This window comes from Parabacteroides sp. AF18-52 (assembly GCF_003479145.1).
Taxonomy (GTDB): Bacteria; Bacteroidota; Bacteroidia; order Bacteroidales; family Tannerellaceae; genus Parabacteroides; species Parabacteroides faecis.
In genome coordinates this window covers 204668-223448 of record NZ_QUGR01000004.1, presented here as the reverse complement: position 1 = coordinate 223448, position 18781 = coordinate 204668, and the positions used below count along the sequence as shown (strand labels likewise).

General features: G+C 44.3%; 9 protein-coding genes. 4 read left to right on the top strand and 5 right to left on the bottom strand.

Features of this window, described 5'->3' with window-relative positions:
* Window positions 1-28: 28 nt before the first annotated feature.
* Together DWX23_RS09505 and DWX23_RS09500 are read left to right on the top strand one after the other, a co-directional pair.
* Entirely contained in the window at window positions 29-1828 is a 1800-nt protein-coding gene (locus tag DWX23_RS09505) for a LysM peptidoglycan-binding domain-containing protein (RefSeq protein WP_122352415.1), read from the top strand.
* Window positions 1825-2493: a porin family protein gene (locus tag DWX23_RS09500; protein ID WP_122374301.1), complete on the top strand. Its 669-nt coding sequence runs from the start codon at window positions 1825-1827 to the stop codon at window positions 2491-2493. The genes DWX23_RS09505 and DWX23_RS09500 overlap by 4 nt, the downstream gene beginning before the upstream one ends.
* An 11-nt stretch (window positions 2494-2504) precedes the next feature.
* On the opposite strand, the gene DWX23_RS09495 is transcribed toward DWX23_RS09500, so the two are convergent.
* Entirely contained in the window at window positions 2505-5927 is a 3423-nt protein-coding gene (locus DWX23_RS09495) for a hybrid sensor histidine kinase/response regulator transcription factor (protein ID WP_233587565.1), read from the bottom strand.
* A gap of 57 nt (window positions 5928-5984) precedes the next feature.
* Window positions 5985-6431, bottom strand: coding sequence for a two-component regulator propeller domain-containing protein (locus DWX23_RS25135; protein ID WP_255419759.1), 447 nt, complete (start codon window positions 6429-6431; stop codon window positions 5985-5987).
* A gap of 511 nt (window positions 6432-6942) precedes the next feature.
* Between DWX23_RS25135 and DWX23_RS09490 the strand changes: the two genes are divergently transcribed.
* Window positions 6943-9258 (top strand): family 20 glycosylhydrolase, encoded by a 2316-nt coding sequence (locus tag DWX23_RS09490; protein WP_122374300.1) that lies wholly within the window; start codon window positions 6943-6945, stop codon window positions 9256-9258.
* Between the two features lie 5 nt (window positions 9259-9263).
* Window positions 9264-12368, top strand: a complete 3105-nt coding sequence (locus DWX23_RS09485; protein ID WP_122374299.1) for a glycoside hydrolase family 2 TIM barrel-domain containing protein — start codon at window positions 9264-9266, stop codon at window positions 12366-12368.
* Window positions 12369-12726: 358 nt separating this feature from the next.
* Here the strand turns inward: DWX23_RS09485 and DWX23_RS09480 are convergent, their stop codons facing one another.
* The 3 genes from DWX23_RS09480 to DWX23_RS09470 all read right to left on the bottom strand — a co-directional run bounded on the left by DWX23_RS09480 (window position 12727) and on the right by DWX23_RS09470 (window position 18556).
* Entirely contained in the window at window positions 12727-13170 is a 444-nt protein-coding gene (locus tag DWX23_RS09480) for an HU family DNA-binding protein (protein WP_122374298.1), read from the bottom strand.
* 146 nt (window positions 13171-13316) lie between these two features.
* On the bottom strand, window positions 13317-15275 hold the full coding sequence (locus tag DWX23_RS09475; protein WP_122374297.1) for a RagB/SusD family nutrient uptake outer membrane protein: 1959 nt from the start codon (window positions 15273-15275) through the stop codon (window positions 13317-13319).
* Window positions 15276-15286: 11 nt separating this feature from the next.
* The gene (locus DWX23_RS09470) at window positions 15287-18556 is read right to left on the bottom strand and encodes a TonB-dependent receptor (protein WP_233587563.1); all 3270 of its coding nucleotides are present in this window, start codon (window positions 18554-18556) and stop codon (window positions 15287-15289) included.
* Between the last annotated feature and the right edge of the window lie 225 nt (window positions 18557-18781).

Below are 18781 nucleotides of genomic sequence, written 5' to 3'. Positions count from 1 at the left end.
TCTTTGCTGCAAATATTCGAATTAACAAATGAATAAGATCAGTATATACGTATTGACGTTGTGCCTGAGTTTCTGTAGTGTTTCATTGTATTCACAGAACAACAAAGCACGAATTATTACTACTAACGAATTAAATGATAATATATTTTATCATACGATTGAGCGGGGACAGACAGTATACTCAATCGCAACGATGTATGGAGTGACCGTCGATGACATTTACCGTTTGAATCCGGAAAGCCGCGAATCGATCAAAGCGGGTGCTACATTAAAGATTCCGCAACGGGATGCCGGTACGGCTCCAATGGGGAAAGCAGAGGATAATTTCCTGTATCACACCATACAACCGAAAGAAACACTTTATTCGTTGTCTATCCGGTATGCCGTACCCGGAACCGATATCATCGAGGCAAACCCTGGACTGTCGACTTCCACCTTCACGATCGGCAAGACGATTCGTATCCCGGCAACACCTATCGAGACACTGCCCACCAAGGAAGTAAAGTCGGTAACCAAAGAAATCGAATACACGATCGCCAAGAAAGAAACGATGTACCGCATCTGCCGGAAATTCAACATATCGAGCACGGAACTGATCAAACGAAACCCCGAACTGAAGAACGGGGTAAAGGCCGGAATGGTCATCAAAATACCGGTGGAAACCAAAGAGACAGTTACGGAAACAGCTCCGGTCATGCATGAAAGAGACGTAAATGCGTTGCTATCGACCCCGAAAAAGATCGAACGGGTCAACATGATCAAAGTAGCTTTATTGTTACCCTTCATGACAAATGAGGCAAAACCGTCCTCCAACACGCAACGTTTCATCGAATATTATGAAGGCTTGTTACTGGCCGTCGACAGTCTGCGTAACAGCGGCTGTTCGATCGAACTCTCCGTATTCGATACAGGCAACGGCACCAAAAAGGTGAAAGAAATCCTGAAAGAAGATGTCTTGAAAGAAGCCAACCTGATCATCGGAGCCGTACAGAACGACCAGATCGCGCCGGTTGCCGAATTTGCAGAAAAGAATAATATCAAATATGTGATACCGTTCACCTCCAAAAACGATGATGTATTGTCCAATGCAAATATATTCCAGGTAAACACCCCTCACTCCTACTTGTATGCCAAAGCATCACAAGCCGGTTGTGACCTGTTTGCCAACGACAACATCATCCTGTTGAAAGTGCCCGGTACCGAAGAAAAGACCGACTTCGTCAAAGCCCTGCAAGGAGAGATGAAGCAACGCAACATCTCCTGGCGCGAACTAACTTATTCGAGCGAGACATTCCCGGTCGAAATGGAAGCGATGCTCAGCACAGACAAACGCAGTGTCATTATCCCTACTTCAGGCAGCCTGGAAGCATTGAACAAGTTCAAAGCGCCTTTGCGTATGCTGGCAGAGACAAAACCGGAATACAACATCACGATGTTCGGTTATCCGGAATGGCAAACTTATACCAACGAGTGCCTCGACGACTTCTTTGCATTGAATACCTATATATATAGTTTCTTCTATGCTGACAACCTCTCGCCGGAAGTCTCCGACTTTTATTCCAAATATAAGACATGGTATAGCAAGACCCTGATTAACATATTCCCTAAATATGGTATATTAGGTTTCGACACAGGTATGTTCTTTTTCGATGCCATCCGGAAATACGGTTCCAACTTCGAGAACAACCTGGGCAATATTCGTTACAAGGGCATACAGACCTGTTTCGATTTTGAACGGGTAAACAACTGGGGCGGATTCATCAATACCAGCACATTTATCGTTCATTACCAGAGTGACTATAACGTAACACGTAGCGAAGTAAGATGATCAGAAAGATAACAATCATATCCTTTTTATACCTGGCCGTCATAACCGGCGTTATGGCACAAAATAAATTTCCCCAGGAAGTATCCGTAGGTGCCTCTTTCGGCATGAACTTCTCATCTGTCAGCTTCAACCCGAAGGTCTACACCAAGATGAAACAGGGATACAACGGGGGCCTGGTACTGCGTTGGAACACGGAAAAGAATCTGGGGCTACAGACGGAACTGAATTTCAGCCAGCAGGGTTGGGACGAGCAATTCGACGAGAACCCGACTTACAAATATACACGTACGATCAATTACCTGGAGATACCGTTCTTCACCCATATTTATTTCGGTAGTAACAAGTTCAAGTTCTACGTAAACCTGGGGCCGAAGGTCGGCTTCGCTATCAGCGAAAAGACCGATCAGAACCCCAATGAGAAAAATCAGAATGCAGGAGCCAACAACCAGCACGACATGCCTATCGAACAAAAGTTCGACTGGGGATTATGTGGTGGTCCCGGTATCGAACTGCGTACCGGCATCGGTTATTTCCTGCTCGAAGGACGTTATTACTATGCGTTGGGAGACATCTTCCACAACCGTAAAACGGATTATTTCAACAAATCGGCCGGCCAGGTTTTCTCCGCACGTATCATTTATCTGCTACCTATCCGGAAAAAATAGGAAATATCTTTTCAGTTGAAATGTTCCTGACGGTATTTAGACGGAGTCGTCCCGTATATCTGTTTGAATACCGTACTGAAATACCGTTGGTTGGTGAAACCTGCCCTCTCTGAAACTTCCAGAATGGTCAGATCCTTATCCGCCAACAGTTCTATTACACGTGCCATCCTGAACTTATTGATATAGTCGCCGATACTGACATCGGTCAACGCTTTCAGTTTTGTATACAGAGAGGCACGACTCATTGCCATATGTGTTGCGACAAAATTCACGTCCAGTTCCGGATTATCGAGGTGTTCGCTTATCAAGCCATTCAGTTTCTTCATAAACATTTCATCGGCATTACTGATCGTATCTTCTTTAGGCGAAATTAACTCTTTACCCTCTTTATAGCGTAATTTGACAGCCTCCCGGTTTTTCAGAATATTGCGGGCTATGGCGAGAAGAAATTCCAGGTCGAACGGTTTCGGCAAATAAAAGTCAGCACCTTCTTTATATCCTTGTATCGCACTAGACTGATCTGTCCGTGCTGTCAGCAATATAACCGGAATATGGCTAACTTCCAGGTTCCCTTTTAACTTCCGGCAAAATTCAAAACCATCCATGCGAGGCATCATGACGTCACTGACTACGATATCCGGCTGATAACGTACGGCCATATCAAAAGCCTCAACACCATCTTCTGCTACATAGACCTGCCTGAAATATTCCTTCAACGAGTTTTTCAGATAAATCCGGAGCTCGGGTTCATCTTCCACGACCAAGACGGAATATTTCCGGACAGAAAAATCGGCAATCGTATTCACTTTAACCTCTGGCGATGCCAACAATTCATTCAGGTAAGGCCTTGCTTCAATCGAGGTTATCGCATTCTCCAAAGGCAATTCATAAAAGAAAGTGGCCCCTTTGCCAGTATTATTCTCTGCCCCTACACGTCCCCCATGCAATTCTATCAGTAAACGAGTGTACGACAAACCGATACCGGAACCTTTCCGCCCATGTTCTCCCTGATAGAAACGTTCAAACAACTTCGAGATATCGACATGATCCAAGCCAATCCCCTGATCGGAAACCGACACACGTGCATACCCTTGCTCCAATCGGGAAGAGATTGTTATGCATGAACCTTCGTCACTGAATTTAAGGGCATTCATGATCAAATTGGAAAGTGCCATTTCGCATTTCGCCTCATCGAACGGTACATCTCCAACTGAATCATCCAGGTTATACTCCAAACGGATCTGTTTATATTCCAATTCCCCCTTGAAGACATCTGAAACCTCACGTATCCAGTCATTCAAATGATATGGCCTGATGTGCAAAGTCTCTCCCCCTGTCTCCATCTTACGAACATCCAGCACCATATTGATTATATCTTTAACCCGCCGGACCTGCCTCAAAATATCCGCCAACTGCTTATAATGGCCTATACTAAATCCTTCTTCCGAAGCCAGCAAGCGTTTAAGAGGTGAATAGATTAAAGTTAAAGGAGTACGTAATTCATGATTAAGATTGATCAGAAAACGTATCTTATCTTCATAAGTCCGCTGCTCATGCTCTTTCATTGCCCAGATCATCCTGTTCTCCTGCCGTTTCATAAACAGCCAAATGGTCAGGGAAAAACTTGCTATTACAAATAGAGCGCAACAGAATATGAACCAGTTTGTTCTCCACCAAGGTGGGGTTACTTTGATGGACAACAGTTTCACAGGAACACTCCAGTCTCCGTTTTTCTTGCTACAAGAGACCCAAACATCATATTTTCCGGAAGGTAACCTATGAAACGCGATCACGTGATTATCCGATTCCACCATTTCTTCCTGTTCACCTTTTATATAATAACGGATGAATTTCTTCCGCATCAGATCATTTTCCCTGATAATCACTTTCATCACCAAAGAGGTATAATTCCAAGGCACTGATATACTACCCGTATATTTTCCAGTCTCCATATTCATCGAAGCACCATTCAACGAGATATCCAGCAGAGTAATGACAGGTTCCTGATCATCTGTAAAAGAATTACTACTTTTAACATGGACTAACCCGGACACTCCGGCTAAGTATAAATCACCATTACGGGTCATGAACGGTGACCTTGAAATATATTCATTTGCGCATACTCCGTCCGATTCACCTAACACCATCGTTTTACCGTCAGCCGGAGTATAGGCAAACAAGCCATTATGCGTACCTATCCATAACCGCCCGACACGGTCGAAGCCCAGTGAGGTAATTCCTGATAAACGATTATTTTCTATAAATGTCAGAGTTTTGCCGGAAGGGTCATAACAAAACAATCCCGTTGTACAACCTATCCAGAAATGTCCCCGGTCATCTTTACATGCAGCAGTAATTATCCCGGTTGAATCCGCTAACGAATAAACCGTTTGCATCGTATTGCTTACATAATCCAGTTCAAGTAAATCCTTTTCTCCCCGCAAATAACATCCGTTAGTTTCTTTAGCGACCAGGCTATAAGAGAAAACGACCTGTCCGGTATCCCGGTTCTGCACGGTTGTCAGTTTGCCGACCGACTGATCATACAGATAGACACTATCTGCCAGCAAATAAAAACGTGTCTCGTCCGGACGTAATAGAAAAACCGATTTACCCATTCTGAATAACTGTTCGCGCTTTTCCTCTTTCATAACAGGATATTTTTCGATCGAACCAGTTTGCTTATCGAACAAAAACAAGCCTTCTCCGAAACAGGAATAAAGGAGTTTCGTCTTTCCATAACTTATGACAGACACAATCTTTGACTGATAAGTCGAAGGATAATGGCGGAATTGCCCAGTCTGCGGCTCCAAACGGTTCATACCACCTCCGTCAGTCCCCAGCCAGATAAAGCCGTCTTTATCCTCATACATATCTGCCACCGTCTTATCACTCAAACCATAGGAAGAATTCAACCGGACATCCTGGTAAGTCTGGATAAAAATCTCCTTCAACCCGATCAGCCCTCCCCTGATACTTCCCGCCCATATATTATTATCAGGATCATTATACAGACACCAAAAAGAACCTGTAGGTAAAGAAGATTGTTTTCCCGGTACATAATTGATCACAGTGACCGAACCAGAAGTCCGATCATAGACATTGATTCCTCCCCCATCGGTTGCCAACCAAAGTTTACCGTCTCTTTCCTTTATGTCGAGGATAATCCCGTTGGATAATTTTTCAGGAGCTTTCAGATGGCATATTTGTTTTTTATCCGGACCATACCCCACCAGCCCTTTACCGTAAGGCGACAACCATATACAACCGGAAGAGTCTACAAAAAGTGCTGCAATCCAGTTGTTTTTTACAAATGTAGTCCGCTGCAAAATCCCCGTTTGTAAATGATATTCCCACAATCCGTTCCAACGCGAAGCCAACAAAATCTGCCCTGCCTGTTCATCGTAAATGTATGCCTTTTCAAAAATAGTCATCGTTTTCTCTGTCGGAAAAACTGGTAGGGAAACAATCTTTTTATCCGCATAAGTATATTAAAAAAATGCTCCTTTCCCGAAGAATAAAAGACCATCTTTTACAAATACATACGACTGCACGACCAACAAACGTCCATCAGCAGTAGCCGGTAGAAAATTATCCGTTTCACGATTATATAAAACCATTCCTTGCTCTGTTGCGACCCAGAGATTTTGTAAAGAGTCTTCTACTAAAAAGATGATCTCATTGTCAGGAATAGAGTAAGTATCTTTTTTATCATGATAGTAATTCTTCACCCGTTCGCGGTCGAAATTATTCAAACCAAAACGAGTTCCGATCCAAATCAAGCCTTTATGATCCGTCAATACACATTTCACCATAGATTCTGACAACCCTTCCCCTAATGAAATCTGCTTAAAATAATACTCAGGTACAGTTCCCGTAACGGACAAACAATAGAAAATCAGAAAAAACAAATAAATATATTTCTTTATGATCAGCATCTTAAAGGTTTACTTAATAATTTAATACCAGCGTTCCGTAAGAACTCATGTCATTATCTTTTAATTAATAGAATACCAATCTATTAATCATTCAGTATAAACCTTATTTGCTATATGGGTAGATTTTCTATCGGATTATTCTTGCAAACTGTTACTATATTAAAGTTTGTCCATGTAATTATTTTATAGTCATTCTATTGCCTGTTCCGGATAAGGAAACCAGCCATATCAGTCAAAAGATGAAATAAAAGCTTGTTCTATAAAGTTTAAGAAAAGTACCCATGTGTAAAATAATCTTTTTATATCTTTGTCTGAAATCTAAAGAACATGAGTTCTTACGGAACTCTAATAGTTTCAGAAATATTTAAAATCAATCATTTCTACCCTTTTTGGACAAATATTGAACTTTTTTGTACAAAACCGGACATTCGACCACACACATACATATAAATTTGTCTTCCGGATAATCTAATTAACACGGATGAATATGTTAACACTAAAAGCAGGTCGAATGGCGAAAGACAAACTACTCCTTATAACCTTTCTTGTCTGGTTGGTTACAGGATGCACAAACTCAACTCCTTCCGGGGTAAACATCATTCCCCGGCCGGAACAACAAACCACCGGTAAAGGGCATTTCACCTTTAACAAATCGACAACGATCCGGATCGAAAATCAGGAGCAGGAAGCTGTAGCCGGATTATTAGCCGACTTATTTACGACCTCCGCCGGATTCACTCCGACAATAGGAACCGGTTCGTCCTTCAAGACTGCTTCCGTCGTTTTTTCTACCGACACAACACTCGCTAAAGAAAATTATGAACTGCAAATAACGCCTTCCCATATATCCGTAAAAGCAGCTGATAACTGCGGCTTCTTCTATGCCGTACAATCCATCCGTATGCTACTCCCGCCAGCCATAGAAAGCAAAGTACCGGCCGACGGAATCGAATGGAGCGTACCGGCACTGACTTTACAGGACAGTCCCCGCTTCCCTTACCGTGGTTTAATGCTCGATGTTTCCCGCTTTTTCATTCCTAAAGAAAACGTGATCCGGATAATCGACTATATGGCGATGCTGAAACTGAACAAACTCCACCTGCATCTGGTCGATGGTAACGGATGGCGTCTGGAAATAAAGAAATATCCCCGCCTGACGGAAGTCGGAGCCTGGAGAGTGGCCCGTGACACGGATTTCTCCCAACGTAAAAACGCCCAACCGGGAGAAGAGACACCTGTAGGCGGATTCTATACGCAGGAGGATATGAAAAAGATCATCGCCTATGCCGCTGCACGCCAGGTCGAGATCATCCCTGAGATAGAAATGCCTGCACACACCAACTCCTCGCTGGCTGCCTATCCAGAACTGGCCTGTCCCGTTGTGAAAGACTTTATCGGTGTCATTCCCGGTATGGGGGCACATGCGGCAGAGATCGTTTACTGCGCAGGGAACGAGAAAGTCTTTTCTTTCCTGGAAGATGTGATCGATGAAGTGGCCGACTTGTTCCCCTCTTCTTATATCCACCTGGGAGGTGACGAGGCATCGAAAGTGAACTGGAAGAAATGCCCGCTCTGCCAGGCACGGATGAAGAAAGAAGGTATTACAGACGCAGAAGACCTGCAAGGTTACTTTATGAACCGGATGGCAGACTATGTCAGAAGCAAAGGCAAGCAGGTAATGGGCTGGGACGAACTGACAAACAGCAAAATACCCGAAGATGCCGTTATCTATGGTTGGCAGGGATTAGGAACTGCCGGATACAAAGCGGGTAAAATGGGTCACAAATTCATTATGACCCCGGCGCGTGTATTATATCTGATCCGTTACCAAGGCCCGCAGTGGTTTGAGCCACGCACTTATTTCGGGAACAATACACTGAAAAACGTATATGATTATGAACCGATACAACCGGAATGGGAACCGGAAGCAGCCGCCAACCTGCTCGGAGTGCAAGGTTCGTTATGGACCGAATTTGTCAACTCGCCGAAAGATGTCGAATACCTGCTCTTCCCGCGTCTGGCAGCCATTGCCGAAATAGCCTGGTCGGGAAAAGATCAGAAAGACTGGCCCGGCTTCCTGAAACGCCTCGATGTATTGACCGGGCATTACGACTATCTGGAAGTAAACTATGCCCGTTCCATGTTCAACATCGATCATCAGGTAACAGGGGATAACGATACATTGAAAGTCGCCCTCACCTGTATCCGCCCGGATATGGAGATACGTTATACGGTGGATGGCAGCGAGCCACAGGCTTCTTCCCCGCTCTACACGGATTCATTAGCCTTCACCGACGATGTTACGATCAAAGCGGCGACCTTTGCGTCGGGAGAGCAAAAAGGGCAGACATTGACCTTGCCCCTTCACCGGAACAAGGCAACAGCCCGTCCGGTCATCGACGGTAACGAGCAGACTTACCGCCTGACCAACGGACTAAGGGGAAGTGACAAGCAATCCGATTTCGAATGGTGCGGATGGTATGACAAAGATGCCTCCTTCACGATCGACCTCGGAAAAGAAGAAAATATCGGACAGATAACGATCGGCTGCATCACCAATTACGGAATAGGGGCACATATCCCGGCAAAGATTACGTTATCCGTTTCAAACGATAACCGGACATATACACGTATTGCTGAACGTTCCTTCACGCCGGAAGAGATATTCCGTGAAGGTATCCGTATCGAAGACAAGACATTCGACAACCTGGCATCTACAGGCCGTTACCTGAAAGTCGAGCTGAAGAATCCCGGGAAATGCCCTGAAGATCATACACGGCCGGGACAAGGTACATGGATATATACAGATGAAATAATAATTCTATAAATACAATGAAAAAAACTCTGTTATCTATTTTCACTCTGTGCAGCCTGGGAATGTTCCAGGCTGCAGCAGAGCCTGCAGACAACACGCCCGAGTGGCAGAGCCAGTACGCAATCGGTCTGAACAAACTGGAACCGCACGCCTACGTCTGGCCTTTTGAAAACGAGAAAGCCGTATCAGCCCGCGACCACGAATCGTCGCCCTGGTATCAAAGCCTGAACGGCAAATGGAAATTCCACTGGACAAAGAACCCCGACAACCGTCCGAAGGATTTCTACAAACCTTCTTTTTATACCGGAGGATGGGCAGACATCAACGTCCCCGGCAACTGGGAACGCCAGGGATACGGCACGGCTATCTATGTAAATGAAACCTATGAGTTCGACGATCCGATGTTCAACTTCAAGAAAAACCCGCCTTTGGTTCCCTACGCAGAAAATGAAGTAGGGTCCTACCGCCGTACTTTTACCATACCGGCATCATGGGACGGCCGCCGCGTGGTACTCTGTTGCGAAGGTGTCATCTCTTTCTATTATGTATGGGTGAACGGGGAAAAACTCGGTTACAACCAAGGTTCCAAAACGCCCGCAGAATGGGATATCACCGATAAACTGCAACCGGGTGAAAACACCGTCGCGCTGGAAGTGTACCGCTGGAGTTCCGGCTCCTACCTGGAATGTCAGGACATGTGGCGCCTGAGCGGTATCGAGCGCAACGTCTACCTCTACAGTACTCCGCAGCAATACATTGCCGATTACAAAGTTGTCTCTACACTCGACAAGGACACCTATCGGGACGGTATCTTCAACCTGGATGTCCGGATCGCAGGCAAATCTGATCCCAACACACGCATCGCCTACCAACTGAAAGATACCGATGGCAAAACCGTCCTGAAAGAGGAAATCAAAGTTCCCGCCGGAGACAATAACCGGATCACATTCAAAGGCGTAACTATCCCCGGTGTAAAAGTCTGGAGTGCAGAGCATCCGAACCTGTACACGCTTCTTCTCTCGCTGAAAGACAGTAACGGCAAAGAGACTGAACTGACGGGAAGCAGAGTCGGCTTCCGCACCTCCGAAATCAAAGACGGCCGCTTCTGCGTGAACGGTGTACCGACACTGGTCAAAGGAACGAACCGCCACGAACATTCGCAGCTGGGTCGTACCGTCAGCCGCGAACTGATGCTGAAAGATATCGAACTGATGAAACAGTATAACATCAACACCGTGCGCAACTCCCACTACCCGACCGATCCGTTGTGGTACGAACTCTGCGATGAATACGGTCTTTACATGATCGATGAAGCCAATATCGAATCACACGGCATGGGATACGGTCCCGAATCGCTGGCTAAAGACAGTACCTGGCTCCCTGCCCATATGGACCGCACCCGCCGGATGTACGAACGTTCCAAGAATCATCCCTGCATCGTGATCTGGTCGCTGGGTAACGAAGCCGGCAACGGCATTAATTTCGAACGTACTTACGACTGGCTCAAATCTGTCGAAAAGAACCGGCCAGTACAGTACGAACGTGCCGAGCAAAACTACAACACGGATATCTACTGCCGTATGTACCGCAGCGTAGACGTTATCAAAGAATACCTGAACCAGAAAGAGCCGAAAATCTACCGCCCTTTCATTCTTTGCGAATATGTGCATGCAATGGGAAACAGTGTCGGCGGCCTGAAAGAATACTGGGATGTATTCGAAAACGAACCGATGGCACAAGGCGGTTGTGTCTGGGATTGGGTGGACCAGTCGTTCCGCGAACTGGATGAGAACGGCAACTGGTATTGGTCGTACGGAGGCGATTATGGTCCTAAAGGCATCCCCAGCTTCGACAACTTCTGCTGTAACGGTCTGATCGGTGCCGACCGCGTACCGCATCCACATCTGAACGAAGTGAAAAAGGTCTACCAATATATCAAGGCCAGTCTGACTGACGAACGCAACCTGACACTCTCCGTCAAAAACTGGTATGATTTCAGCAATCTGAATGAATATACCCTGAACTGGCAACTGGTCACAGACAACGGAGAGGTTGTACGCCAGGGAACAGAAACCGTCGACTGCCTGCCACACGAAACCACCACACTGACACTCGGTAAAACCTCCTTACCGAAAAACTGTAAAGAGGTATTCCTGAATCTGAGCTGGACACCAAAGCAGGCACGTCCGTTCATCCCGGTCACCCATGAAGTGGCTTACGATCAGTTTGTATGGACCGCCAACAAGAACTATCGCCCGGAATATCCCACCCTGAAGGCTTCTGCCCTGAAACAGGACGACAACACATTCAGCAACGACCGCATCAGCATCTCCTTCTCTCCGGAGACAGGGGCCATGACCTCTTATAAGCTCGACGGAAAAGAAATGCTTTCCACACCGCTCATGATCAGCCTCTACCGCCCCATCACGGACAACGATAACCGCGACCGTAACGGTGCCCGCTTGTGGAAAACGGCAGGCCTTAACGCGCTCAGCCAACAGGCAAAAGCCTTCCGGGCAGGAAAGAACAGTGTCCAGACAACGCTGGCACTCCTGAACGGCAAAGGTGAGACAGTAGGGACAGCCACGCAGCACTATCAACTGACCCCTGACGGCACAGTAAAGATAGCAACCTCCTTCACTCCGGATACCGCTATCGTCAAATCGCTGGCACGTATCGGACTGACCTTCGAAATGCCATCCGAATATGCACAGGTTTCTTACCTGGGACGCACCGGAGAAACATACGCCGACCGCATCCAAAGCGGACGGATCGCCCTCGACAAGACGGACGCGGAACGAATGTTCCATTATTACGTCAAACCTCAGTCGACCGGTAACCGTACGGATATGCGTTGGGCAACAATCACGAACGAAGCGGGAAACGGCTTGCACGTAACAGCCACTACTCCCTGGCAGTTTAGCATCGTACCTTTTACGGACAGCAATATAGATGCTTCCACCCATATCAATCAGTTAAAGAGAAGCGGTACAGTGACTGTCCATCTGGATGCCGAACAGGCGGGTGTCGGTACAGCTACTTGCGGACCAGGTGTATTGCCACAGTATTTGGTACCGGTGGAAAAGACTACGTTCGAATTTGTTATTCGACCTGTCGAATAACAGGTTACGCAGATACCCAGTACACCCTGACTTCACAGTGCGGATATTTTGTGTGTCTGATTAAATGAAAAATTGTAACCATTCCCCTCTTAAGAGGAGAATGGTTACTTATAACACTAACTTTTTTATCTCATGATGCAAGTTTCTTTATCTCACAAAACCGAATCCCTTATTTCACAATCGTGACTTCTTCGTCTTACAAAGGCGAGTCCTTTATCTCATGAAGGCGAGTCCTTTATCTCACAACGACAAGTCCTTTATCTCACAAAACCCAATCCTTTATCTCACAGAACCTGATACAAAAAAAGGTTCCTCACCATAATCCGGAGAAACCTTTCACATTCAGAGAACAAAATATTTACTCTATCTCAGGACGATCAGAACCACCGCCCCCTGCATTGACTTTACCTTCAACAAGCTTATCTATCCAGACAAATTCAGCTTTCTGTAAAGCTATCTTCATTTCCTCACCCGGCTGAAAATTAATATTGACACGCATAATATCCGTAGCCTTCAAATCTTCTTTCTTCTCTACTCCCTTACAATTAAGAGTAATGGAGAACGTTCCCCAATTACCCAGTTTCACACTATTACCACTCAACAACAAACGGAGCAGTATTTTATATAGTTGACGAATAGACATCAGTGCTTCCGCCGCATTTAAAGTCGTTTCGTCCGCGATCAACTCGGCAACTTTCGTTTCACTGACCAGTCCGGCAGAGTTCTGAACGGCAAACCATTTCTTGGCCGCATTCTTATTTCTGGGGTTGATCCGCTGTATTGCTTTTACTAAGATTCCCATGATTGTAATTTTTAAATTATTAATAGATAATTGAATAAAACAACGTTATAATAAAAGACATATCGATAAAAGTCCCCCCTCTTCACAGAGGAGGAAACTTTTCCACATCAATTATGTATATTCTACCTAAAGAACTATTGCTCTTATTATTTAGCTCCGGAAGGCGTAAGCGGCCATCCAGGATTCTGGTAAATCACTGAAGTGGACAGATCATCCGGATTGGTTGCCGTAATCCTGAAATGGGTCAAAGCAATCGGAGATAAATAATGAGCATCGCACCAATTATATCCGTTAAATATGATATTATTCGTTTTTACGATCTGATAAGGACGCAAATATTTGCCGCTTTCCGCATAACTGGAAACATTCGGGTTTTCCTGTCCTTGCGGAATTAACAGATTCTTACCTGTATCGGCATCCTTATAAGCATCTTTCAAATCAGACTCCCACAAGTTAACTCCTTCAACCTGATAATTCTTCACCTGGTCAAGCGCTCTCCATCGTTTCAGGTCCATCATTCGGAAACCTTCTTCCACCAGTTCGCAACGGCGTTCACGACGAATGCAATATAATAGTTTACTTACTTGCTGTCCTGCCGAATATACTCCCCAATCTGATTCTTTACTCAAGTCGGTTGCATCGAGGGTCACTTTATAATCAGGTAATTTTGCCCTCTCGCGAATAACATTCCAATAAGCCTGCGCCTTTGAATCGATACTTGTACCATTATTTTCAATACAAGAAGCTTCCACATAATTAAGATAAGCTTCTGCTGCACGGAATATAGGACAACCTTCTATACTTGTCTGGCCTCCTGTGTAATAATTATCACTCAAACCTTTACGCAATCCGTAACCCGTAACGGCTCTGCTTTCAGCCAGATTAAGAATGCCGGGAGCACCAGTCTCTTTCGATCCCCAGGTCAGCCCTACTTTCGTATCCAGCACCTCTTTCGGTTTCATCATGAATAAATCCAGGCGCGATTCCCTGCCTTCTCTCACATTATCAACAGATGTATCGCCTTTATACCCCGAGCCTGATGCATAAATGGGTAAACCGTTACTCATCAGAAATGTCTCTACATATTGACGGGTAAATCCGGAGTTACCGCCACTAGGAAGATAAGATGTGGCGAAATGAAAGATATCGAAATCTGTATTATTATACTTCTTCCAGAATAAAATTTCCGGACAACCTTCCATATCTTCAAGCGTAAACTGTGCAAAATAAGGATTTCCCATCTTCCTTTCTCCCGCAATGTTCTCTGCAAGCAAACCCTGATCGGCTAATTCAGAAGCCGCTTTTTTACATTCTTCTAGGAAATAAGCGATATCTGAATCGAGATTACCGGAAAAGTCTTTCCCCGGCCATCCGGAGCCTCCCGGTACACGGTCCGTACCTTTATGATAGGTCAACCAACTTGCTTCAAATAAAGCGACTCTCGATTTTACCAACAAAGCAGCGTTCCGGGTAATTCTGTTTTTTCCTCCCGGAGGTGTATTACTCAGATAAGATATCGCTTCGTCCAAATCGCTCAGAATAAATTTGGCAACTTCATTCCGCGGCTGGCGCTTACTTGCTTCGACCAAAGGTTCCTTTTCATCCGGTAAAGTTGTTTTCACGATTGGGAAATCACCGAATGTCTGTAGTTTACTGAAATATTTCCAGGCTCGTTGAAAATAAATCTCCCCGATATACTGCCGGACATTCGCATCCACTCCGGTAATCGTTCCTTCCTTGTAACGGGGTATCACAATCTCCAGAAAGTAGTTCAATTCTCTTATCGCATCAAAATTCCAGGGGTCATCTTCTCTTTTACTGTACGACTCCTTCACTTTCCATTCGCCTGGTACCCATCGGTTATCGAATGAAGCCGTAACCTGATTGTCTGTATGATTATCTTCTTTCCACGCACCGATATTATATCCGTCATGTGTAGTAAACTCATAATGTTTAACGGCATAAGAAGCAAGGTCCGATTCCGTCCAAAGAAAATCTTCCGGCGTAACTTTATCCTCCGGTTTCAAATCGAGGAAATCACTACATGATGATAATCCCAATAGTCCTCCGGCTAAAAGAATTAAATATTTATTCCATGTTTTCATTGTCATTTCAATTAAAAATTAACACTAAATCCTGTTGAGATAGTCCGTGAAAGCGGATATGTTTTAGCCGTAGAAGTGGCAGTATTATTATCCGCTCCATATCCTGTACCTAAAGTTTCCGGATCAAAACTATTAGGCAAAGAAGTCAAAGTGAACAAGTTATCAGCCGAGAAAAACAATCTGAGGTTTTGTACCCCTATTCTTCTTGTCAACTCAGACGGAATAGTATAACCGATCTGGAAGTTTTTCAAACGACAGTAAGCTGCGTTTTGAAGATAACGTGTTTGTTTTTTCTGATTCTTATCGCCTTCAAAATTCGGACGAGGGAAATAACCGTCTAAATTCGTTCCCCATGCATCCCCTTCCTGACGGAAGAAATCCATATGCTCAGTGAATACAGTAGAACCCCACTTTCCTCCACTCGCACCAAACATCATATTACCATCCAACCAATAATCTCTCTTTGCAACTCCCTGCAGGAACACTCTTATATCAAATCCTTTCCAGGCAGCATCCAAGTCTATACCGAATTTAAAACGAGGGGTACTATTACCGATAATCTTTAAATCGCCGGGGGCTGTGATCGTTTCGCCCGCATGGATAACTCCATCCCCATCCAGGTCTTTATACATAATATCACCGGCTGCCCACTTACTGCCTTGCTCATTCTGTCCGCCGTTGGGTAACGTTGCCAAATGATCAGACATTTCCTGGTCAGTCTTAGCTATGCCGATCGTTTCAAAGCCCCAAATTTCACCCATATATTCACCTGCACGCCAGGTATTCAATGAACCGGTTTCATTCGGATATTTCAATATTTTCTGACGGTCATCGGATAAAAGCAAATGGGCACCATACTGTACTTCACCTATTTGGTCTCTCCAGGATAAATCCAATTCAAATCCACGAGACAATAAGTCGGCATTATTCGTTTTAGGAACTGCCGTACCCAAAATTACGGGAAGTTCAGGTGCCGGGCCAACCATATTTACTGTCTTTCGGTTAAACCAGTCAAAACTCATTGTCAAACGATTCTGAATGAAACCGAGGTCTACACCTATATTCCAGGAACGCATCGTTTCCCAGCCTAATAAAGCGGAAACCAAATCCGGAGCATTTGACGTATTAGGACGTTGATTGTTTATCAACCATTTGCCATCCTTATCGGCAGCAGTAAATTTCATCAACTGCATGTAAGGATAGAGAGATTCAGTGTTTTGATTGCCTAACTCACCCCATGAGCCACGGAACTTCAAGGTATTAATTATATGTTCGTATGGTTGCATGAATTCTTCCCTGGCTGCATTCCATCCAACAGAGAAAGAAGGGAATAAATTCCATCTCTTATCTTCTGCAAAGCGGGATGTACCGTCATAACGGAGGTTTACTTCCAACAAATAACGCTCTTTATAGTCATAATTGACACGACCGAAGAAACCGGCAGTAGCCCAATGCTCCAGTTTGGAATCTGTGATTTTTTCCTGTCCGGTTGCCTGCGATATATTAGGTACATTGTCGGTAATGAGATCATTTTTCTTTGCTCCCAACTTACGATATTTATTTTGTTCAGCCTGAAATCCGACCATCACTTTCATCGTATGTCCTCCTCCAAAGCTTTTCATATATTCGGTATAGACGTTCGGATTGAAGAAGTTTGTACGTTCCGCCGACTCCTCTGCAGATGTAACATCAAATCCTCCTTTGTAAAATACACTTCCGTCTACCTGCCATTTTGGTAACTTATAAGTATGTTTATGCCAGAACTGATCTATCGTTTTATAGTTGATCTCCCCGAATATTTTCCACCCTTTTATCGGCTCCAATACAACTTGGAACTGTTGGTATAACCAGTCCGTCTGTGTATTGTCGGAACCACTGTTTACCAATCCGGATATCTGGTCATTCAATATATATCCGTTAGGGTCGAGTACCGGTTCGGTAGGCCATCTCTTTGTTAACTCATGATACAATTGATTACCTAGATAAGAGGTTTTATCATAGTCTTTCCGCATGAATTTAGTGTTATAATTTACATGTAACCAAGGGAATAACTCTGCATTAATTTTAGCAGTCATCGTATAGCGTTTCATGTTGTCTGGACGATAACTCATAAGACCGTTTTCATCCATGAAATTACCGGATAGATAATACTGAAACTTTTCAGATCCGCCATTCATACTAAGCGAATGTTCTTGTGAAAATGCTGTATTTCCGAATAATAAGTCGTACCAGTCATTATTACTGTTACCTACCCAATCCCAAGTATTAGGATCACTCAAACTAGGTATTGTTGTATCGGTAAACGTCCCGTTCTGATATCCTTCGATGCGTTTCATTGTATCGTCATCAAAAGCCGGAGTATCGCCAGCAGCAACTGCTGCGCGATTAAAATACTGGGCAAATGTATACGAATCAGCCACATGCGGCATATTTATGGCTTTTGTCCAACGGAAGTTATTATTATAGTTAATGCTTACTTTACCTGCCTTTCCTTTTTTAGTCGTGATCAAAACAACGCCGAAAGGAGCACGAGATCCGTAAATAGATGAAGCAGCAGCATCCTTCAAGACCGAAATAGTCTCTATATCATTTGGATTCAAGACATTCATGTCACCTTCCATTCCGTCGATCAGAACCAATGGAGAAGCACTTGAACCAGTACCAATAGTACCTGTACCACGAATATTGATTTTCATATTCTGATTTATCTCTGCACCTCCTGATCCTCCATAAGAAAAATTCATACCGGGAACCAACCCCTGCATAGCTTCCGTTACGGTCGCCACTGGTCGGGATTGAAGTTTCTTGGCATCGACAACAGCAACCGATCCTGTCTGGTTTACTTTCTTTTGTGTACCAAAACCAACAACAACAACTTCATCCAATGCCTGCGAATCATCCTGCAATATAACATCCAGACTTTGCTGGTTCGTTATTTTAACAGTAAAATCCTTATAACCGATAAATGAAATTTTTAAGGTGGCACCAACCGGTACCTTCAATGAGAAGTTACCTTCGACATCAGTTACAGTCCCGGTAGTTGTTCCAAGGACAGACACATTGGCACCAATAACAGTTTCGCCTGTGGCATCCTTAACGACACCTTTTATTGTCCGTTCATTTTGTTGGGTGATTGTAACACCGACATTTTCTTCAATAGTAGGATAGAAGGTCTCTGAACCTTTTCCTGTATCCGCCTTCGACTCAGCGGTTGAGAATAAAAAAAGAAGGGCAAACGCCGCATTCCAGCTTCTCATTCTCCGGAAATTCTCTCTCTTCATGTTTAATGTCATTTTCTTTTAAGTTTTTTCCTGGATAATTTTTAATTAACTCTGATTAGATTCTTAAGGGTGGTTTATCCCTTTCACCATTATGTTCTCTTTTTTTAATCATAGGCTATTTTTTATTTATTTCACATGACAAAAGAAGTTATATAGCCCTTATTCAATATCCAATATCGTCTAAAGAATGTTCGTTTTTCAATAAATCTCTTATTAAACAAGCGA